This is a genomic window from Catelliglobosispora koreensis DSM 44566 (assembly GCF_000379685.1).
GTDB classification, from domain to species: Bacteria; Actinomycetota; Actinomycetes; order Mycobacteriales; family Micromonosporaceae; genus Catelliglobosispora; species Catelliglobosispora koreensis.
In genome coordinates, this window is record NZ_KB903289.1 from 1 (window position 1) to 20,347 (window position 20,347).

12 protein-coding genes are annotated in these 20,347 nt (G+C 63.8%); 4 read left to right on the forward strand and 8 right to left on the reverse strand.

All coding sequences use genetic code 11. The annotated features are described in order from the left end of the window. Positions 1 to 1,700: ThuA domain-containing protein (locus A3E1_RS0127965; protein ID WP_026208909.1), on the reverse strand; the 1,700-nt coding region annotated here is incomplete at its 3' end. Positions 1,701 to 2,163: 463 nt separating this feature from the next. Here A3E1_RS0127965 and A3E1_RS0127975 point away from each other — a divergent pair. Beyond that, positions 2,164 to 3,336, forward strand: coding sequence for an ROK family transcriptional regulator (locus A3E1_RS0127975; RefSeq protein ID WP_245571423.1), 1,173 nt, complete (start codon positions 2,164 to 2,166; stop codon positions 3,334 to 3,336). Between the two features lie 46 nt (positions 3,337 to 3,382). Here A3E1_RS0127975 and A3E1_RS0127980 read toward each other — a convergent pair whose 3' ends face one another. Beyond that, complete coding sequence (locus A3E1_RS0127980; RefSeq protein WP_020524106.1) at positions 3,383 to 4,774, reverse strand: endo-1,4-beta-xylanase; 1,392 nt, start codon at positions 4,772 to 4,774, stop codon at positions 3,383 to 3,385. A gap of 60 nt (positions 4,775 to 4,834) precedes the next feature. Continuing rightward, positions 4,835 to 5,521, reverse strand: coding sequence for a FadR/GntR family transcriptional regulator (locus A3E1_RS0127985; RefSeq protein ID WP_020524107.1), 687 nt, complete (start codon positions 5,519 to 5,521; stop codon positions 4,835 to 4,837). Positions 5,522 to 5,929: 408 nt separating this feature from the next. Here A3E1_RS0127985 and A3E1_RS0127990 point away from each other — a divergent pair, with 408 nt between their 5' ends. Together A3E1_RS0127990 and A3E1_RS42450 are read left to right on the forward strand one after the other, a co-directional pair. After that, a complete protein-coding gene (locus A3E1_RS0127990) occupies positions 5,930 to 7,276 on the forward strand; it encodes an RICIN domain-containing protein (RefSeq protein ID WP_020524108.1) in 1,347 nt (448 codons plus the stop codon). Next, complete coding sequence (locus A3E1_RS42450) at positions 7,273 to 8,613, forward strand: extracellular catalytic domain type 1 short-chain-length polyhydroxyalkanoate depolymerase (RefSeq protein WP_245571424.1); 1,341 nt, start codon at positions 7,273 to 7,275, stop codon at positions 8,611 to 8,613. The genes A3E1_RS0127990 and A3E1_RS42450 overlap by 4 nt, the downstream gene beginning before the upstream one ends. Before the next feature lie 57 nt (positions 8,614 to 8,670). On the opposite strand, the gene A3E1_RS0128000 is transcribed toward A3E1_RS42450, so the two are convergent. Together A3E1_RS0128000 and A3E1_RS0128005 are read right to left on the reverse strand one after the other, a co-directional pair. Continuing rightward, the gene (locus A3E1_RS0128000; RefSeq protein WP_020524110.1) at positions 8,671 to 11,064 is read right to left on the reverse strand and encodes a ricin-type beta-trefoil lectin domain protein; all 2,394 of its coding nucleotides are present in this window, start codon (positions 11,062 to 11,064) and stop codon (positions 8,671 to 8,673) included. A 110-nt stretch (positions 11,065 to 11,174) separates the two neighbouring features. Then, positions 11,175 to 11,918: a FadR/GntR family transcriptional regulator gene (locus A3E1_RS0128005; RefSeq protein ID WP_020524111.1), complete on the reverse strand. Its 744-nt coding sequence runs from the start codon at positions 11,916 to 11,918 to the stop codon at positions 11,175 to 11,177. Positions 11,919 to 12,230: 312 nt separating this feature from the next. On the opposite strand from A3E1_RS0128005, the gene A3E1_RS42455 reads away from it, so the two are divergent. Further along, the gene (locus A3E1_RS42455) at positions 12,231 to 14,444 is read left to right on the forward strand and encodes a glycoside hydrolase family 31 protein (protein WP_020524112.1); all 2,214 of its coding nucleotides are present in this window, start codon (positions 12,231 to 12,233) and stop codon (positions 14,442 to 14,444) included. A 39-nt stretch (positions 14,445 to 14,483) separates the two neighbouring features. Here the strand turns inward: A3E1_RS42455 and A3E1_RS0128015 are convergent, their stop codons facing one another. The 3 genes from A3E1_RS0128015 to A3E1_RS0128025 all read right to left on the reverse strand — a co-directional run bounded on the left by A3E1_RS0128015 (position 14,484) and on the right by A3E1_RS0128025 (position 20,219). Then, entirely contained in the window at positions 14,484 to 15,596 is a 1,113-nt protein-coding gene (locus tag A3E1_RS0128015) for an RICIN domain-containing protein (RefSeq protein WP_020524113.1), read from the reverse strand. Positions 15,597 to 15,707: 111 nt separating this feature from the next. Next, positions 15,708 to 18,560: a glycosyl hydrolase family 95 catalytic domain-containing protein gene (locus A3E1_RS0128020; protein WP_040392098.1), complete on the reverse strand. Its 2,853-nt coding sequence runs from the start codon at positions 18,558 to 18,560 to the stop codon at positions 15,708 to 15,710. A gap of 9 nt (positions 18,561 to 18,569) precedes the next feature. Beyond that, the gene (locus A3E1_RS0128025; protein WP_020524115.1) at positions 18,570 to 20,219 is read right to left on the reverse strand and encodes a glycoside hydrolase family 27 protein; all 1,650 of its coding nucleotides are present in this window, start codon (positions 20,217 to 20,219) and stop codon (positions 18,570 to 18,572) included. Positions 20,220 to 20,347 lie beyond the last annotated feature (128 nt).

Genomic DNA, 20,347 nt, shown 5'->3' on the forward strand with positions numbered 1-20,347 from the left:
GGGGCGTTGCAGTTGAACTTCGCGCCCACCACACCGGTGTCGGGGTTGTACGGTGCGTACGGCTGGTTGTTGCCGTGGCAGAACGGCCAGCCGAAGTTGCCGGCTTGTTTGATGACGTTGAGCTCGACTAGGCCTTCGGGGCCGCGGTTGGTGGTGCAGCAGCCGCGGTCGGGGCCGTAGTCGGCGACGTTGAGCCATCCGGTCTGCTGGTCGACATCGAAGCGGAATGGGTTGCGGAAGCCCATCGCGTAGATCTCGGGCTTAGTCTGCGCGGTGCCCTGGGGGAACAGGTTCCCGGCCGGAATCGTGTAGGTGCCATTGGTTTCCGGGTGGATACGCAGGATCTTGCCACGCAGATCGTTGGTGTTACCGGCTGTTCTGGCGGAGTCGAGCATGCTCTGCCCTGGGCGCCAGTCCAGTGGCGCGTAGCCTTGCCAGTGCGTGGACAGGTTCGGCGGGACATCATCACCGGTCCCGAGATACAGATTCCCGCCTGGGCCGAACGCGAGATAACCGCCGGTGTGCCCGGGCTCGGGATAGGTGCGGTCCCGGTAAGCCGGAACGCTGAGCAGCGCCACTTCGCTGGCGAGGTTGAGGGTATCGCCGTTCATCGTGAACCGGGACAGCCGGTTGACATCGGTCGCTGAGTTACTAGGCGACCAGTAGAGGTACACCCAGTTGTTGGTGGCGAACCCTGGGTCTAAAGCAATACCGGTCAGGCCGTCCTCACCACCGGTGTAGACGCTGAGCTGGCCCGCTGTGACCGTGGATCCGTTGCTGGGCTTGTAGATTTTGACCGCCCCACCGCGCTGGACGTAGAACACGCGGCCGTCAGGAGCGATATCCAGCGCCATCGGGTCGACGGTGTTGGTGTCCAGACTGACCTTGTCGAAATTGCTCCACACGGTCCCGCCGCAGTCGCCGGGGACGCTGCCAGCGGCCCATTTCACGCCACCGAGGATATGGTTGCGGAAGTTCGTTTCGCTGTAGGACGCGGCTTCGTGTCCCATCGCGGTGGCCCATACGCGGCCGCCTTCGGCCTCGCGGCACCACGAGATCGGGTGATCGGACCCCATCGCGGAGCCACCCGGGGTGTAGGTGCGCTCGTCGACAGTCACTAGGACGTGTGCGTCGCCGCGAGGGTTCTTGTCGAAGTTGTACCACTCCTCGCCACGCACCCAGTTGTCCGGCAGTCCCGTGGTCGACGGATGCGTCTTGTCGGCAACCTTCGCCGTGGCTTGCTGGATGCCTGCCGAGTGGGCGGGCATATGCGCGCCACCGTTAATAGTGTTGTCCCACCACGGAAACTCGGTATCGATACCCATGTCCGTGGCGTTGTGGATGGCGACGATTCCCTTGCCGCTGTTGAGGAATCCCTGCACGGCTTGCCGTTCAGCGTTGTTGTTGAACACCATGCCGGAGGTCTGGAACATCACCAGGACGTCAAATGTCGCCAGGTTGGCCGGGGTGAATACGGCCGAGTCTTCCGAGGCGACAACTTCAAAGTTGTTGGCTGCGGCCAGCTGACTGAACATCGTCAGCCCCGCGGGTATCGAGTCATGGCGGTAGCCGGCTGTCTCGCTGAACACCAGCGCACGAAACGCTGGCGCCGCTTTTGCCGCAGACGTAGTAATGACAAAGCTGCTAACGAGCGCCAAGCACGCGCAAAGTCCACTTAGGACGGAACTGCGGCGGCCCATCGGTTGTCCTCCAACGGAAAAGGGACGGATCGGATTGGTGCGCCCGCCGCAGCGCGGCCAATCTTGTTTCCGAGCTTGGGCGTCTTCGTGACCGATGTCAATGGAACTTTTGAAGATTGTCACGAAAACTTTCGGAGTTTATCGACAAAACTGGAGTCGGCAGCCGCTGACCTACTCCAATGTGGATCATTAGAAACCGTGGTAGAAGCGTTTTATGAAAGTATCGGTCTTGTTAAACAGGTGCACCGTTGCTAACGTCTCCGCTCAGAAGTTTCTTCTCAAATATCAAAAGTGACCGCCTTCCGGACAACGTAGGAATCATGCCCGACAGCGACGACCCGAACATGGAACATGCCGGCGAGCTGACCGCCCTCGACGGGCGGGCCCAGCTGCGGCCGGCGCTGATCGCCCCTTGGCCAGCAGCGTGACACCACCCAGCAGGGCGCGGCGAGAGTCCATCGCGGTGCACGTGTTGAAGCTGTTGCGTGACAACGGCCCGCTGTCCCAAGTGGAACTAGGCGACCGGCTGGCGCTGCCCCGTGCCCGGCTCCTGCCGGAACTCGAAGACCTCCGTGCCTCTGGCTTGGTACAAGATGGGGGACGGGCACCATCTCGCGGAGGCCGCCCCTCGACCCTAATCGGCCTCGCTCCGGATATCCGTTACGGCGCCGTCCATGTGGGGGCGACCTCTTTGGATATCGAGATCACTGATGGGTACCTAGAACCGGTGGCCAGGATCAGCGACGAGGTCGACGTCAAAGCCGGCCCTTCGGTGGTCCTGAGCCAGATCGGCCTACTGTTCGGCAAATTGCGCAGCGGCCAGTCCTTCGACCGCCTCAGCGCGATGGGCGTCGGCGTGCCGGGCCCGGTGAGCGTTGGCGAGGGAATACCGGTTTCGCCGCCCAACATGCCAGGCTGGGACCGGTTCCCGCTGCGGGCGACACTCGGCATGGAATACGGCTGTCCCACCACAGTGGACACCGATGTCAACGTGATGTGCGCGGGCGAGGGACACCGTGGCATCGCCCGCGACGTCAAGGACTTCCTGTTCGTCAAGGTGGGCACCGGCGTCGGCTGTGGAATCCGCCTCGACGGCAGGACTTACCGAGGCGTCAAAGGATGCGCTGGCGACATCGGTCATATCCAGGTCAGCAGCCGTGGGCCCGAATGCGCGTGCGGGAAAACCGGATGCCTGGAGGCGGCCTTCAGCGGTGCCGCGCTAGCCCGTGACGCCGAAGCGGCCGCCGAGTCGGGTGCCTCACCCTTCCTCGCGGCACGGCTTGCCGCCTCGGGCACCGTGACCGCGAAAGACGTTGGCAGGGGAGCGATCCAGCGTGACCCGGTGTGCCTTCGCCTTGTTCGTGAAGGCGGCGCACGGCTGGGAGAGGTCCTCGCCACTATCGTCAGCTTCATCAACCCGGCGATGATCGTCGTCGGCGGTGGGCTTGCCGGGCTGGGAAATCAGCTGCTGGCCGAAATCCGGGTGGTTATCTACCAACGGTCACTGCCGCTGGCGACCGGCGACCTGCCCATCGTGCTTTCCGAACTCGGTCCGCGCGCCGGTGTGACAGGAGCGGCATTGCTCGCCAGCGAGCAACTCAGCTGGCAATTCCCGCCGGTGAGCCAACCTCGCTGACAGGTGCGGCACCGGTGTTCGCGTGCCGCACCCACGATCGCGCGAATCAGGGCCGGCGGGTCCAGATTTGGTTGGAACCGCCGTGGCAACTCCAGACAATGACGGCGGTGTTGTCGGCAGTGCCACCGCCATTCACGTCTAGGCACCGTCCTGATTGGGTGCTCGTGACCGTGCCGTTGCTGTTGAACACCCACTTCTGGCTGTTGCTCCCGTTACACGAGTTGATGGTGACTCGTGTTCCATCCTGGCTTGCGCCGGCATCCATACACTTGGAGTCGCTGTAGATGCGCAACTCGGCCGCAGTGGTCAGGGTCCAGCGCTGATTGGCGTTGGCGTGGCAACTCCAGATGATGAGCCCGGCACCGTTGGATTGCGACGCGCCAGATACGTCGACGCACTTACCTGAGCCGCTGCCGACCAGGTTGAAGGTCGAGCCGCCGCCCGGCCCATTCAACGTGGACAGCACGGCGTCGTAGGCCGCCTTCTTGTTGCCCGAGCGATCGAACAGCAAGGGATTCTCACTAGAGCGCCACGAGTCACTGTCCCGGATGCCCCACACCGTGATGCCCGTGCAACGCGGAACGTTCAGGCACGCGCGAGTGCTGTTCGCGTAAGCTGTGGCTGGTGCCTGGGCTATGTCGAGCTCGGTGATTTGCACGTCGACGCCCAGGGCGGCGAAGTTCGCCAGGGTGGTCTGGAAGGTGCTTGGCGGGCCGCCGGAGCCAAAGTGCGCCTGGAATCCGACGCAGTCGATGGGGACGTTGCGCGCCTTGAAGTCCAGCACCATCCGGTACACGCCCTGGGTCTTGGCGGCGTTCCAGTCCTCGATGCTGTAGTCGTTGTAGCAAAGCTTCGCGGCAGGGTCGGCAACGCGCGCCGTGCGGAACGCCTCTTCGATGAAGCCGGTGCCCAACACGTTGCGGAACACCGAACTGCGTAGCTGCCCGCTGCCGCCATCGGCGAACGCCTCGTTGACCACATCCCAGGCGTAGATCTTTCCCTTGAAGTGCGTCATGACGGTGGTGATGTGGTTGTTCATGACGCCGCGCAAGGTGTTGGCATCGCCGATGCCTGACACCCAGCCGGGCAACTGTGAGTGCCACACCAGGGTATGTCCCCGCAGGCGCTGGTTTCGTGCCAGCGAACGGTTGACGATCTGGTCGGAGGAGCCGAAGGTGAAATTGTTGCGGGACGGTTCCGTGGCGTCCCACTTCATCTCGTTCTCGGGAGTCACCATGTTGAACTCCCGATCCAGGATGGACGTGTAGGCCTGGTCGCCAAGCTTGAACGCCGCCACGGCCGCGCCATAATAACGGCCCGACTGTGCGGCCGCCGCGGCGCCAAGTGTGGTAGCGGCAGAGGCGGGTTGCGGTGCGAGCACCGCGATTCCAGCCGTGCCGAGTGCGATCGCGGTCAGCAACCGTAGATGATTGCGCATGTAAATCCTTTCCCTGTTTTAGGAATGGTTCACATGCCCCTGCCCGGAAGAGGCATTGTGCTACTGAGTGCCCTGGAGGTGGTTACGCAGCCACGTTTCCGTAGTCGTGACGTGAAGCAGTGTCGCGGCGTGAGCGCGGAAAGCGTCGCCGGCCACCAGCGCCAGATAAATCGCTTCGTGTTCGCGTAACGTCTGGCCGGCCGCGTCGGTGTCGACGAGACCGCGCCAAACGCGGGCCCTGACGGTCCGGCTCGCGATGCCTTCCAGCATCGTGGCCAGCGTCTGGTTTCCCGTTGCGCTTATGACAGCCTGGTGGAAAGCGGCATCGTGTTTGTTGAGCAACTCAACGTCGTCGGCCGCCGCACGCATCGCCTCAAGGTGCCGGCTGACTTCGGCCAGCTCGCGCGGTGAAATGCGGGTGGCCGACAGTGCGGCGGCGGCTGGCTCAAACAGGCGGCGCACTTCGGTTAGTTCCAGGATCGTGTCGCCCTGCAACAGCTCCACTGCCTGGCCGATACCTTCCAGAAGCAGCTGAGGCCGCAGGCTCGTGACGAAGGTTCCGTTGCCACGGCGCACTTCAAGCACGCGTGCGGCGACGAGAGCCCGAACCGCTTCGCGCATGATGTTTCGCCCCACGCCCAGTTCGGCGGCGAGCTGGGGCTCTGGCGGCAGTCTTGACCCTGGCAGAAGCTCTCCAGATTGGATGAGTTCCCGGATACGGGTCATTGCCTTGTCAGTCAGCGACATCTGCGTCCTCGCTCATTTCTTTTGCGGCCGAAGTCTAACAGCGTGATCCCATGTCTAGGAACCATGAGCGTAAATATTCTGAAACCTGCCGTTCACGGCAGGCGGTTTCGTCCTAATTGGTGGGCAGCCCTAGACGTGAAGGGTGTTACAGAGTTATAAAGACATCCCATGGCGGGTTTCGGGCTGTGTCCGATGTGGACACACTTCCTGTCAGGCAGCACCGCTGGGTGATCGGGCCACCCGCGGTGCCTTGGGCGCCGGCACGCTGATGCACCACGTCCCTTGCCCGCAATATGCCTGTGTCCGCTGCTTCCACCGGGCTGTCCCGCGGTGGGCTGCTTAGCGTGCCCTGGCAACAAATTCTGGACTCTCACCGCGGTTTAGTTCACCCCGAACGAAGGAGTAACTGTGATACCAAGACGACGGGCCTACGCCAGGTGGCTGGCGGCGGCGGTCGGTGCCAGTACCGCTTTCGCGATCGGCGCGCTGGCCCTGGTGACTAGCACGCCAGCTTCGGCCGCGAACACCGCTGGATGCGGCAAGAATCCCGGCCTGGCCAGTGGCACGCATACGATTCAGAGCAGTGGCAAGAGCCGCAGCTTCGTCCTGCGGATTCCGGCCAACTACAACAACAACCACGCCTACCGGCTCATCATTGGGTACCACTGGCGCGGCGGAACTATGAACGATGTGGCCACAGGCGGCTCCAGCGGGGCGGCCTGGGCCTACTACGGCATGCAGGAACAGTCGAACAACTCCGCGATCCTCGTCGCCCCACAGGGCCTGGGCAACGGCTGGGCCAATTCCGGTGGCGAGGACATTACGTTCACCGACAACATCCTGAGCCGGCTCGACAGCGAGTTGTGCATCGATACCACGCAACGTTTCGCCATGGGATTTAGCTATGGCGGCGGCATGAGCTACTCGATCGCGTGTTCTCGCGCCAACGTGTTCAGGGCCGTTGTCGTGTACGCCGGCGCGCAACTGTCCGGATGCAGCGGCGGCACCCAGCCGATCGCCTACTTCGGCATCCACGGCATCTCCGACAACGTGCTCAACATTTCGCAAGGCCGGTCGTTGCGGGACACCTTCGTTCGCAACAACGGTTGCGCGGCACAGAATCCCGCCGAGCCGGGGCCTGGCAGCGGCAGGCACATCACCACGACGTACTCCTGCCGGGCCGGGTATCCGGTGCAGTGGGCCGCGTTCGACGGCGGGCACGGGCCCGCACCGGTCGAGGGCTGCTCCGGCTGTGAAGACGGCGTTCGCACGTGGACGAAGGGGGAGGCCTGGCGATTCATCTCACAGTTCCAAACCGGACAACCGCCGAGCAGCAGCCCACCCCCGAGCAGCCCGCCGCCAGGTCCCGTGAGCGGAAGCATCGTGGGCCAGCCCTCGGGCCGTTGTGTCGACGTGGCGGCTGCCAGCACCGCCAATGGTGCACAGGTGCAGCTGTGGGATTGCCATGGTGGCACCAACCAGCGGTGGACCCACACCGCGACCAGGCAGTTGATGGTCTACGGCAACAAGTGCCTGGACGCCTATAACCAAGGCACGGCCAACGGCACCAGAGTCGTTATCTGGGACTGCAACGGCCAGGCCAACCAGCAATGGAACCTCAACGCCAACGGCACCATCACTGCCGCCAACTCCGGGCTGTGCCTGGACGCCAGCGGCTACGGCACCGCCAACGGCACACTGATCCACCTATGGTCCTGCCACGGTGGCACCAACCAGCAGTGGAAGCTTCAGTGACACGTTCAATGCGCGGACTCGCCGCCCTAGCGTTGCTGTTGTTAACGTTCGCCTTCGCACCAGCGCGGCCGGCTTCGGCCGCCGCGCTGGTGCAAGTCGGCGACTTCGGCAACAATCCCACGAACCTGCGGATGTACGTCTATGCGCCCGACGTTTTGCCAGCGCGCCCGGCACTGCTCGTCCTGGTGCACTACTGCGGCGGTTCAGCTGGCGCGGTATTTGGCGGCAACGGGCGTGATTTCGTGACCGCAGCCGACCGGCACGGATACGTCATCGTCTTGCCAGAGGCGACCCGCAGCGAAAAGTGCTTCGACGTGTCCACTGCGGCCGCACTGCGCCGTGACGGCGGCGGCGACTCGACGGGGATCGCCTCGATGGTGGGCTGGGCAAAACAGCGCTACAACGTGGATCCAGCGCGCGTCGTGGTCAGCGGGTTTTCTTCCGGGGCCATGATGACCAACGTGCTCGCGGCCCAATATCCCGACATCTTCGCGGCCGGGGCGGCGTTTTCCGGCGTACCCGCAGGATGCTTCGCCACCTCGAACGGCTCCCTGTGGAACAGCCAGTGCGCCGGCGGCAATCTGATCAAGAGTTCGCAACAGTGGGCAGATCAGGCACGCGGCATGTATCCCGGCTACACCGGCCGGTACCCACGAATGCAGTTCTGGCATGGCACCACTGACACCACCTTGGCGTATCCCAACTTCGCCGAGGAAATCAAGCAGTGGACCGGACTTCATGGCCTAACCCAGTCACCGTCGTTTACGGACTATCCGCAGCAGAGCTGGACGCGCACCCGATATGGTGACCCTGCCATGGTCGAGGGCGTCAGCGTCGCGGGCACCGGGCACACCCTGCCGCAGACCGGGATGCTGGCCTATGCCATCGCTTTCCTCGGCCTTGACGGGACAACGGTTCCGCCACCCACCTGGATGAAACTCACGAACGCGGCCACCGGCCTGGCACTGGACAGTGGTGGCAATGTCGGCCCAGGGTCAAACCTGAAACAGTGGCCCTACAACGGTTCGGCGAACTTGCAGTGGCAGCTGGTGGACCTCGGCGGCGGATGGTTGCGAATGGTCAACCGCACCAACGCGATGGTGGCCGACAGCTGGGGCAATAACACCAACGGCGCGCCAGCTCGCCAGGGCCCATGGAACGGTGGCAACAACCAGCAGTGGCGGCTCAACAGTATCGGCAACGGCCGCTATCAAATCATCAACCGCGGCACCGGCAAGGCGCTAGACGGCATGGGCAACTCCACCGCTGGCTCCACGGTGGGCATGTGGACTCCCAACAGCCACACCAACAATCAGTGGACGATCAGCCCGGCCTGACGCGGCTCGGTAAAACGGCCCGGTACCCCATGTGCGGGGTACCGGGCCCGTCCCTTGCTAGTTACGGGTTGTCCACTGCTGGTTCGTACCACCGTGGCACGCCCACAGATGAATCAACGTTCCATTGGCGGTGCCGTAGCCACTGGCGTCAAAACACAGCCCCGACTGAACACCGGTGATGGTGCCGTTGGCGTTGAGGTTCCACTGCTGGTTGGCCTGCCCGTTGCAGTCCCAGATAACAACACGGGTTCCGTTGCTGGTTCCCTGACCCGACGCGTCGAGGCACTTGTTGCCGTACACCATCAGCTGTTTGCTGGCTGTGTAGGTGAAGCGCTGGTTCGTGCCGCTGTGGCAGTCCCACAGCTGAATCCCACTGCCGTTGGCGGTATTGGCTCCGGCAACGTCGACACAGCGGCCGGATGGCGTGCCGACGATCTGGACGTTCTGCCGTGGGGGAGTAGTGGTGGACTGGATCCCGGCGTTCGCCTTGACGGTTTGCGCACCGCTGGGCCAGTTGCCGCCGGTGACCACGACAGTGCCGGTGTTGGTGTTGCCCCGTGAACCGGACGTGACGTTGGTGGCCGAACTAGTCGTCCAGTTGTTGGTCAGCGTGAGGTTGCCGGTGTTGTTGTTGGCCCAGTGCTGGCCGTATGCCCACGTGCCAACGTTTTCGAAGACGTTGTTGGTCGCCGACTGGTAGCGGGCACCTTCGTCGAAGTACAAGCCGAGCCAGCCGTTGGTGTTGCGGAAGTAGTTGCGGTCGATGGTCGTGCCCGGCAGGGACGAAAGGCTGTAGAAGCCGCCCGCGTCGGTCATCTGCTGGATGATGTCGTGCACGTAGTTGGCCTGCACCGTGTAGTTCTTCGCGATAGTGGCCGTCGTGTACTTCGGCTGGTAGTTGTACAGCCCGCGGTCGGTGTAGTCCTGGCTGCCACCCGCGTCGTTGGCACCCCAGCCGTACCCGATGTTGATACCCGAGTAGGGCAGGTTGTACAGCTCGTTGTTGGAGATGGCCGAGTCGGCGGTGTAGGTCATCAGGATTCCGGCGTGGCTGCGGTATTCGATGGCCACGTCGTGGATGAGGTTGTTGGTCAAACTGATGTTCTTGTTAATCATGCGGGTGTCGCCCGGGTGGTGGGAATCGGCCTGAACGCCCCCGACGATGATGGCACCGGCGGACAGCTGCTCGAAGACATTGCGGTCCACGCTGATGTTGCTGGTGCCCAGTCCCACACCGGTCGCGTGCGCGTTGGCGTCATTGCCGACGCCGATGCCGACCTGGCCGAGGCTGATGAACTTGTTGTCGCTAAACGTGATGTTGTTGGCCGCGGACACCTGGACCGCTCCTGGCATCTGCCGCCAATGCGGCCGCGCGGCTTCGAACGCCGGGCAACCTGACTGGCACGTCGACAGCCAGTCACCGGGCCGGTTCCAGGTCCCGTAGATGTACGCGCCGGTCTGCTGGTCGGCGTAACCCTGGTTGGTGTTGGGCAGGAGCCAGCTGGTGTGGGAGAACTGCAGTCCCTTGAACGTGATGTGGTGGGCCGGTGACGCCAGCGTCCCGCCGATGCGCAGCAGTGACTCGTGCCGGGGCAGCTGGATGTCCACGGTGGACATGTTTTCCCCGCTCAGCGGTTTGTAGTAAAGGACACCGGTGCCGGTGTTGAGGTACCACTCGCCTGCGGCGTCCAGGAATTCGCGCGCGTTGACCAGATAGAGCGGGCCGGCACGGAATGGTGCGGACAGGGTGTCGTAGCCGAAGGTGTTGTTATTCCAGGCGGGCTGGTCCATCGTCAGCTGGTTGTTGCTGATCGACGTCACACCGGCGTACCGGTCGGTGAAGGAGTTCACCGACTCAAGCTCGATGCGGTCTTCGGCCGCCAGATTGTTCAAATAGGACAGTGCGCCATTGGTGAAAGACATGCCGTTGGTGTTGAACGAGAAGTCACCGCGGTTGACCTGGGTCCTGGCCCGGGTGGCGATGCGGCCGTTGACGTAGAGCTGCCGGGTGTCAAAGCCGGTGCCGACACTGGCCTGCCAGATGTTTTGGCCGGAGTCGGCCACCGTCCAGCCGGTGACCTTCTGGCCGCCGGAGATAACGGGCCGGGTGCCTGCCGCCGCCTGCCATGAAACGGTGTAGCCGTTGCTGCCGGAGTCTTGAGCACCGAAAGTCAGCGGCGCGCTCAAGACATAGGTTCCGGCTGCGAGCTCGACGATGATGTCGCCAGTCATCGCCGGGGCGATCGCCCGTACCGAGGTTTGGGCCTGGGTCAGCGAACACGGCTGCGCCTGCGAGCAGGCGGTGCCGGATCCGTTCGTTGCCACGTATAGATTCGTGACAGCCGCGGCGGCGGGGGAAGCCTGGGCGAGAACCGCCGCGGCAGCCACTGCCGCCACCGCGAGGCCGGCGGCCGCCGACGATCGCTGGGCGCGTAGCGATAACGCTTTCACTAGATCTCCTAGGGATGAGCGGAAATCTATATCGACGGGCATCGATATAGTGAGACATGGCTAGGCCACCTGAGACCGCCATGTTGCCGGTGAGCTGTCCCCGCCGTGGATCAGCCGGCCCGGAAGAATATGCGCTGCTGGATTTCCTTGCGGTAGTCATCCAGGGTGTTGTCGATGTGTATGCCGGCGGCATGTGCCGCCGCGTCGGGCTCGCCTGCTCTGATCGCCTGGTAGATGGCGTCGTGTTCCTCGACCGCCTTGGCGCCGTGGCCACCGATGGACCCACCCAGGCCGATCAGGCTTGACTGAGCCTGTAGCCGCCGCGCCTCACGGACGGCGATTTCCAGGAACATGTTTTGGGATGCCGCGGCGATGCTCGCGTGAAAAGCATCGTCGCCCTCGTTGAACAGATCCCCGCGTTCGCTTTCAAAACCGTGCCGGCATAACTCGGCAGCCTGCTGGATGGCTTTGAGCTGTGCGGGGGTCGCGCGGCTAGCGGCCAGGCGGCTGGTTTCCATTTCCTGCGCCCGCCGGAATTCAAACAGCTTGTAGACGTGGTCGAGATCGGTGGGCAGGAAGAAGGCCGCCAACCGGCTGGTGCCCAGCATTCCCTCGTCGTCGGCGACGTAAAGCCCACGGCCCTTCTGCGCGCGCACGCGGCCGAGCGCGGAAAGTATTTTGACTGCCTCGCGAACGACAGTGCGGCTGGTTCCGAGCCGCTGAGCCAAGTCGATCTCGGTTGGCATCCGGTCGCCGGGGCGCAGCCGCATCTCGGCAATCAACTCAAGGACCTGTTCGGCGGCGACTTCGTAGCCCGGCCGGTACCCACTTGTGCCACGCTCGCTGTCGGCCACCTTCGGCCCCTTTCGCTGTTAAGAGTCTGACTTATTTAGCGCGATCATCAGACGTAGTCCCGCGTATCGCTATGGGTACCATCCAATGTGCCCGGAGGCAAGAGTTTGTTTGGCCCAATACTTGCCGTGCTGCGCTGACATCAGTTGCGTAGTAACGCCTGGCCAGGAACAGGCAGGGGAAGGTTCGAAAAATAAGCATGCTTATAAGTCTTGACTGGGCCTGACTGTGCCGGGATAACTAATACCTAGTTCTGCCGCCATCCTGAATCTCCCTGAGGAGAGACACATGTGCAATGCCGCGGCTTACCGCCGATGAGTTCGCTGGCATGGCAGCGCCGGCCAGACGGTCTGGTGTTGCGCGACAGCAAGTTTTGCGTTCGCCTGGCCTGGCAGGCACCGGGGATAGTGCGCGTTGCCGCCGTGCCGGTGAACGCTGGTGAACCGGGCTGTGCCTACGGGCCCATGCTGGATCCTCTGCGCCGCCCGCAGCGGGCGAACTTTGACATACGCGAGGCAGCCGGGGAGATCGTCACCACCGACGGTGTGCTCAGCGTGCACATCGACACCGGGACAGGCGTCCTGTCCTATCGCGACCGCAATGGTGAAGTGCTCCTGCGCGAAGGCGAACGAGTGCTTGAGCCGCGGCCCCTTGCTGGGGAAGGATTCCGGGCGAAACTGCCGCTTCGCTTCGGTGCGGGGGAGGCGCTCTACGGACTAGGGCAACACGAAGACGGCCGGCTCAACTACCGCGGCCGGACGCAAGAGCTGTACCAGCACAACCTCAAGGTGCCCGTGCCGCTGCTGGTTTCCTCACGGGGCTGGGGATTGCTGTGGCACGGCTATTCCGCGATGACTTTCGACGACAGAGCCGAAGTGGACTCTTACCTCGCGGCCGACTGCGTCGCGGAGATGGACTACTTCGTCATCGCCGGAGAAGACCTTGATGGTGTCATCTGTGGCTATCGCGACCTGACCGGTGGCGCGCCGTTGCCGCCTCGGTGGGCATTCGGTTACCTGCAGTCCAAAGAGCGGTACCAGACCCAGGAAGAGCTCCTGGAAACGGCTCATCGCTACGCGGAGCTAGGTCTGCCACTTGAGGCCATCGTCCTGGACTGGCAATACTGGCCCGACGATCTGTGGGGCCAGAAGTCCCTGGACCCCAAGCGTTTTCCCGATCCAGAGCAAATGTGCCAAGAGCTACACGACCTTGGTACCAGGCTCATCGTTTCGGTCTGGCCGGAGTTCGACAACGATGGCCCAGACCAGACCGAGTTCAGAGCCGGCCACAAGCTACTTGGCAACGGCCGCACCTATGACGCCTTCGACCCCGAAGCGCGTGCCATGTTCTGGCGGCAGGCACACGACGGCCTGTTTACCCACGGCGTCGACGGATGGTGGTCAGACTCGGCCGAGCCATTCCAGCCGGACTGGCACGGAGAACTGCCACCCGATCCCGACTCCCGCCGGCAGCTCAATGTCGCCACGGCCGAGCGTTACCTCGGGCCAGCGGTGTCCAACGCCTATCCACTCATGCACAACAGTGGATTCTGGGACGGCCAGCGCGCCTCGGGAAGCTCCAAACGTGTCTTCGTCCTAACGCGCTCGGCGTGGGCGGGACAGCAACGCTACGGAACCTGCGTCTGGTCAGGAGATATCACCGCGTCATGGGAAACTCTGCGCCGCCAGATCCCAGAAGGCCTTAACTTCTGCGCCTCCGGAATGCCCTACTGGAACTGCGACATCGGCGGGTTCTTCGTCGCGTCACGCGAGCAATGGTTCTGGCGAGGCGAATTCGATGATGGCGTCAGCGATCCCGCGTACCGCGAACTGTTCCTGCGCTGGTTCCAGTACGCGACGTTCCTTCCGGCGATGCGCGCTCACGGCACCGATACGCCGCGCGAGATCTGGCACTACGGCCGGCCGGGCACGCCCGTCTACGATGCGCTGGTTCGCCACATCAAGCTCCGCAAGGACTTGCTGCCCTACCTCTACTCGCTGGCCGCATCAGTCCACTTTGATGGGTACACGATGATGCGCGCACTGGCCTTCGACTTCCCCGGCGACGCCAACGTCCTCGACATCGAGGATCAGTTCATGCTGGGTCCGGCGCTGCTCGTCTGCCCCGTGACGCGACCGGGTAGCACCCACCGTGCGGTGTATCTGCCGGCGGGAACCGGGTGGGTCAACGTCTGGGACGGCTCTATCCACAAGGGAGGAAGGTGGATTGATGCCCCGGCGCCAGCCGAGACGATTCCGGTGTTCGCCCGGGCCGGCTCGATCGTCCCCATGAAAAGCGGCGTGCGTGTCTTCCCAGGCGCGGACGGCGCCTTCAAGCTCTACGAGGACGCTGGCGATGGCTGGGGTTACGAGTCAGGTGACTATGAACGCTTCACTCTTGAGTGGCGTGACGCCCAGCGGACCCTGGTGACCGGTGCCCGTTCCGGCAAGGTGCGTGCCGGGCTTGTCATTCCTGGTACCGGATGGCAGTCCCCGCTAACCGGCAAGGTGACCGTGCGATCTCAATGATGTTCCGGAGGCGCTGGCCTCCGGAACAGCTTGATGCCGCTAGTTTCTCAGCGCCCACTGCTGATTGGTGCCACCGTGACACGCCCACAGGTGGATCAGCGTTCCGTTAGCGGTGCCGTATCCGGCGGCGTCAACGCAGAGTCCAGATTGGACGCTGGAGACGGTGCCGTTAGCGTTGAGGTTCCACTGCTGGTTGGCCTGTCCGTTGCAGTCCCAGATGATGACTCTGGTGCCGTTGGCCGTGCCCTGGCCGTAGGCGTCCAGGCACTTGTTGCCGTAGACCGTCAACTGCTTGCTAGCGGTGTAGGTCCACCGCTGATTGGTGCCGCCGTGGCAGTCCCACAGCTGGATCTGCGTGCCGTTGGCGGTCGCCGCCCCGGCGACGTCGAGGCAACGGCCAGACTGGGCGCCAGCGATCAGCACGTTCTGCCGGCCGTTAGAGGGGCTGCCAATACTCCCCGGAACGGACTGCAGCGCGGAATACCACGTGGCGGCCATCTTGTCGTATCCCGTCGCGGTGGGGTGGACGCCATCGATGAGGTCGGCTGTGGTGAGCGCGTCGTGCATGTTGACCAGATGCACCTTCTTACCCGCGTTCACTTTGCTTTGCACGATGCCCGGAATCGCGGCGTTGAACGTGCGGACGGCCGCCTCCTGCCCGGAGTTGGATAGCGGGGTTATCTGGGCGACGAAGACGTCAGCGCCGGGGGAGGTGCTCGTGATCCGGTCGATCAGCGCCGACAGCCGGCTAGGTGCAGTGCTCACCGAATAGTTCTGCAGAATGTCGTTGGTGCCGATGTGAAGCAGAACCGTGCGTGGCTGATAGCTGTTGAGCCAGTTGATAACGCTGTTGTGGATCTGGTCGATGCGCCAGCCGGGATGACCTTCATGGTCATGGTCGCCGAGGCTGCCAGGCCCGTTGAATTGCGACCCGGTGAAATCCACAGTGTAGCGCCCGGCGGCGGCCCGCTGCCACAGGCCAATGCGGTAACCGCCGGGAACCTGCGTGCCCTCGGTGATGGAATCGCCTAGCGGCATCACCCGGGTGCCGCCATTGGACTCCGCGTGTGCCGTCCCGCCGCCGGCCACGAGACCAGCGGTGAGCACGGTGAGGGCGGCAAGCCAGGCAGGCCAGTGTTTTTTGCGGTACATGCGTAGCCTCCGATATAGACGGTAAGAGAGATGGGCTGCCGCCCCCGTAACGGCGGTTAAGGGGCGGCAGCCGGCTTTAAGGATCCGGGCCAAGGGCCAGGACGCGTTGTTTTAGATGGCCGTGATAGTCCAGTGATTGTTGGAGTTCGCGTTGGGAGTCCACATCGCCACCGTGGAGCCGGCTGTCGCGTTGCCCATGCCGTCCAAGGCGGTGCCGGTGCCGCGGTTGATGATCTGATAGCGGCCGTTGCCCACGCTGTTGAGCCGCCACTGCTGGTTGTTGCCACCGTTCCATGCTGTCTGCCGGGCCGGTGCGCCGTTGGCGGCATTGCCCCAGCTGTCGGCCACCATGCCGTTGGTGCGGTTGACAATGCGGTAGTAGCCACCGCCGGCGTCGACGAACTGCCACTGCAGATTCGTGCTCGTGCCGGCGGTCCACTGCTTCACGTTGGAACCGGAGGCGACGTTCCCTCCGCTGTCGAGCACCAAACCGGTGGTGGCGTTGGCGATGCGGGCCCAGCCTGCCGGAACCGGTGAAGTGCTCACCGAGCCCTGCACCCGGTAGGTGTGCCCGGCTTTGACCGTGACCTGGATGGCATCCGGCTCAAGCCGGACACTCACCGGCGTGGTGCCGTCGGTGATATCGGTCAAGGTAAAGGTTCCGGCGAATAACGGCGAACGCAGGTTGACCGTGCCATCGCGATCGGGCGTGATGAGAGCTTCGCGTGCCTGAGCGCTCCAGCTCAGTCCCACGGTGTAGCCGCCCCGCCCGCGAAGGCCGGTCACGCTACCGGTGGGCCAGGCCGCCGGCAGCGCGGGCAGCAGATGCAGTTCGCCATGGTGGCTGTGCAGCAACATTTCGGCGATGCCCGAGGTCGCCCCAAAGTTCCCGTCGATCTGGAACGGCGGATGCAGGTCAAACATGTTGGGCGCCAGCCGGGCCGGCGTGACGAGGTCACGAATCAGCTTGTGCGCGCGGTTGCCGTCTTCCAGGCGTGCCCAGTAGTTGATTTTCCAGGCAAGCGACCAGCCGGTCCCGGCATCGCCGCGAAGCTCAAGGGTGCGCCGGGCGGCATCGAACAGCTGAGGCGTGCCGCGCTTGGTGATCTGGTTGCTGGGATGCAGACCGTACAGGTGCGACACGTGCCGGTGGCCGGGCTCGGTCTCTACCCAGTCATAGAGCCACTCCATGATGTTCCCGCGCGAGCCGGTACGCGTTGGGGCAAGCCGTTGCCGTGCGGCCTGGACCTGCCCGCGGAAATCGGTGTCCACGCCCAGGACTTCGCTCGCCCGCGCACACCCGTCGAACAGATCGCGCAGGATCTGCATGTCCATCGTTGGGCCAGCGCACACGCTGGCGCCGGAGTGATGGGGAAGTTCCGGTGAGTTGGACGGATTGGTCACGAGCCAGCCGAGGCTTGGCTCGGGCACCAGTGTGTCGAGGAAGAACTGGGCGGCGCCTTTCATCGCTGGATAGTTCGTGCGCAGGAAGTCGACGTTTCCGGTGAACCGGTAGTGGTCCCAAACGAGCGTCGCCAGCCACGCGCCGCCGGTCTGCCACATCCCCCAAAGCGCCCCATCTACCACTGAAGAGCCACGCCACCCGTCAGTGTTGTGGTGCGTGACCCAGCCACGGGCGCCATATTGGACGCTCGCCGTGCGGGCGCCCGTGATCGTCAGGTCGTTCATCATCCGGAAGACCGGCTCGTGGCACTCGGCGAGGTTGGTCGAATCGGCGGGCCAGTAGTTCATCGGCAGATTCGCGTTGATGGTGTATTTCGAATCCCACGACGGGCTCATCTGGTCATTCCAGATGCCTTGCAGATTGGCTGGCTGAGTTCCCGGGCGCGACGAAGAGATCAGCAGGTACCGTCCAAATTGGAACAACAGAGCGGAAAACTGCGGATCGCTGACAGAGTTGTGCTGAGAGATCCGGACGTCGGTGGGCTGGTCTGCCGCTGGGGTCCGGCCGAGGTCAATGGTGGCGCGTCCATAGAGTTGCTGATAGTCGGCGGTGTGCCGGCTCAGCAGAGTGCTGTAGGCGGTGCCTTGTGCCGCGGTCAGGTGCCTGCGGGCGATGCCCTGGTAGTCGCCATTGACGGTGCGGAAGTCGACGTAACTGGTGCCGATGGAAATCAGCAGCGTCACACTGTCGGCATTGGACACCCGCAGCGTGCCACCGGAGCTGGTCGTGGTTCCACCCGTCGCGATCGCCTTGGCAAGCGTGAGAAAGCGGACCGCTCCAGCGATTCCCCGATGGTCACCTGACCGGCCGTCCAGCGAGATCGTGGTGCTATCTGGACTGCCCGCAGTCGCACGTTGCGGGGTTGAAAACGTGGCGGTAAAAGAGATCGCACCTGGCGCGCTCGCGGTCAGCCGGACCGCCATCACCTGGTCGGGAGCGCTGGCGATCACCTCCCGCCGGTACTGGATCCCGTTGGCGGTATAGGTGACAACTGTCGTTGCTGTGGTGAGATCAAGCCACCTTTGGTACCCGGAAACGGTTCCCGCGGCAGGCAGAGTAAGCCTGACTTCACCGATGGGCTGGTAGGCAAGTTGTCCGGCAGGGTTGCCGAGCATCGTCTGATTGATGCGGTCCTGTGCCTGGGTCCACTGGTTCTGAAACACCATCTGGCGGATCTGGGCTAGCGCCGCGGCGCCTTGCGGATTGCTGTAGTCGTGCGGGCCGCCCGCCCACAGCGTGTCCTCGTTGAGCTGTAGCCGTTCGGTGTCGGTATTGCCGAACACCATGGCCCCTAGCCGGCCGTTTCCCACGGGCAGCGCCCGCAGCCAGTCCGATCCGGCCGGCTCGTCATACCACAGGGCGAAGTCATTGATGGCACGCACTTCTGGCGGAGCGGCCGAGTTCGCGCGCGCGGGCGCGGACCACGGCGTGGCCAGCATCGCGGCACCGGTTCCGGTTACCCCGGCTTTGAGCACTTGCCTTCGCGACAGATCTGGCATCTGGTCCTCCTACGACCTTGTCCAGCGCTGGTTGGCGCCGGTGTGGCAGTTCCAGACAATGACCGCCGTGCCGTTGGCGGTCGCCGCGCCATTCACGTCCAGGCACAGGCCGGGGAAACGCACGCTGCTGACAGTTCCGTTGCCGTTGAGGGCCCATTGCTGGTTCGTCCCACCGTTGCAGTCCCAGATCTGCACGCGTGTGCCCGCGGTAGCGCTGGCCGGCACGTCAAGGCATTTGCCTAGCACCCGCAACGCTTGCCCGGCTTGGGTGAACTGCTGGTTGGAACCGGAATGACAGTCCCAGATCAGCATCTGGGTCCCGTTGGCACTGCCGCCATTGCTGACGTCCAGGCACCTTCCTGACGCCTCACCCCGGAGCCTGAAAGTGGGTGGCGGTGAAGTGGTTCCGCCGCCGCTGACCCGGTAGACGACCGTGCCGTGACCGGCAACCGAGGCTGTGATGGCACCGCTGGTTGTTGAGGTTGTGCCCGTCCACGCGTCTTGCAGCGTGAAGGAGTTTCCGGTCTTGCCGATCGCCAGTGCGGTGGTCGAGACAGTGGTGGTGGACGAGCCCTGATTGAACAGGGCTACCGCGACGTCCCCATTGGACAATCGCTTGGCGAGAACCCGGCGCGTGCCGTCATGGGAGATCTGCACCGCCTGTAGGCCAAGGGGATCCTGGTTGATGGCGATCAGGTGCTGGTTGCGCAGGATCGTCAGCGTGGCCGTGGATGCCGAGCGCAGGTCGTTGCCGGCGATCAGCGGCGAGGCCATCACGGCCCACAACGCGAAGTGCGAACGCATCTCCGTGTCGGTCATTCCGCCGTTGCCGACCTCCATCATGTCCGGGTCGGTGAAGCCACCGGGCCGGGTGTGCGACGCCAGCGGCACGTTGACGTTGACGATGTTCTGGATTCCCATCGGGTACCCATTGGTCTGCCCGGTGTCCCACGCGTTGGTGATGTCTTCGGTGGTGCGCCACATGTTGGCCACGTCGCCCCAGTTGCGCAGCGGCCCGGTCTTCTCGTGGATGCTGTTGGGGTTGATGCTGTAGACGATCGGGCGGCCGGTCGCCGCTAGCGCGTCGCGCATCCGGGCGAAGGCGGTGACCTGATCGTTGATGGTCCCGCTCGGTGAGCACCAGTCGTACTTGAGGAAATCAACGCCCCAGGCGGCGAATTGCCGTGCGTCTTGCGCTTCGTGGCCCATGCTGCCGGTCGCACCGGGATAGGCGTTGAAGTACTGCGCACAGGTTTCCGCCGCGGGCACTTGATAGATGCCGAACAGCAGGCCCCGGGCGTGGAGGTAATCGCCTAGCGCACGCATCCCAGACGGGAAACGTCCCGGGTCGCCTTGCAGATTGCCTTGCGCGTCGCGGTTGGGGTTGAACCAGCAATCGTCAACGACGACGTACTTGTAGCCGAGGTCGCGCATTCCATTGGCGACAATGGCATCGGCCATCTGCCGGATCAGCGCCTCATTGATGTTGCAGCCGAAGGTGTTCCACGTGTTCCACCCCATCGGCGGGGTTCGGGCGACACCATTTTCGAGGGCGTGCGCGGGCTGGGCGGTCCGCAACGTGGCGACCACTCCCAACGCGACAGTCAAAAGCATCGCCATGACGGTCGCTACCCACCGTGTGCGCAGCGTTCGTTGCATCCGGTCCTCCTCCGAACGGGCGTGCAGCGCACCTTCGGCGCGGGAGCTTTTGTGGCGCCGGTTTCGACGGCATGGCGGAGCCTGACGCCGGCTCGTGTGCATGCGTCCCTATTGGATTGCTGCGCGTT

What these genes read in the sequence shown, in the direction of transcription:
- A3E1_RS0127980 (WP_020524106.1), bottom strand. Translation starts at nt 4,774, where the DNA reads ATGCGCAATCATCTACGGTTGCTGACCGCGATCGCACTCGGCACGGCT.
- A3E1_RS0127985 (WP_020524107.1), bottom strand. Translation starts at nt 5,521, where the DNA reads ATGTCGCTGACTGACAAGGCAATGACCCGTATCCGGGAACTCATCCAA.
- A3E1_RS42455 (WP_020524112.1), top strand. Translation starts at nt 12,231, where the DNA reads ATGAGTTCGCTGGCATGGCAGCGCCGGCCAGACGGTCTGGTGTTGCGC.
- A3E1_RS0128015 (WP_020524113.1), bottom strand. Translation starts at nt 15,596, where the DNA reads ATGTACCGCAAAAAACACTGGCCTGCCTGGCTTGCCGCCCTCACCGTG.
- A3E1_RS0128020 (WP_040392098.1), bottom strand. Translation starts at nt 18,560, where the DNA reads ATGCCAGATCTGTCGCGAAGGCAAGTGCTCAAAGCCGGGGTAACCGGA.
- A3E1_RS0128025 (WP_020524115.1), bottom strand. Translation starts at nt 20,219, where the DNA reads ATGCAACGAACGCTGCGCACACGGTGGGTAGCGACCGTCATGGCGATG.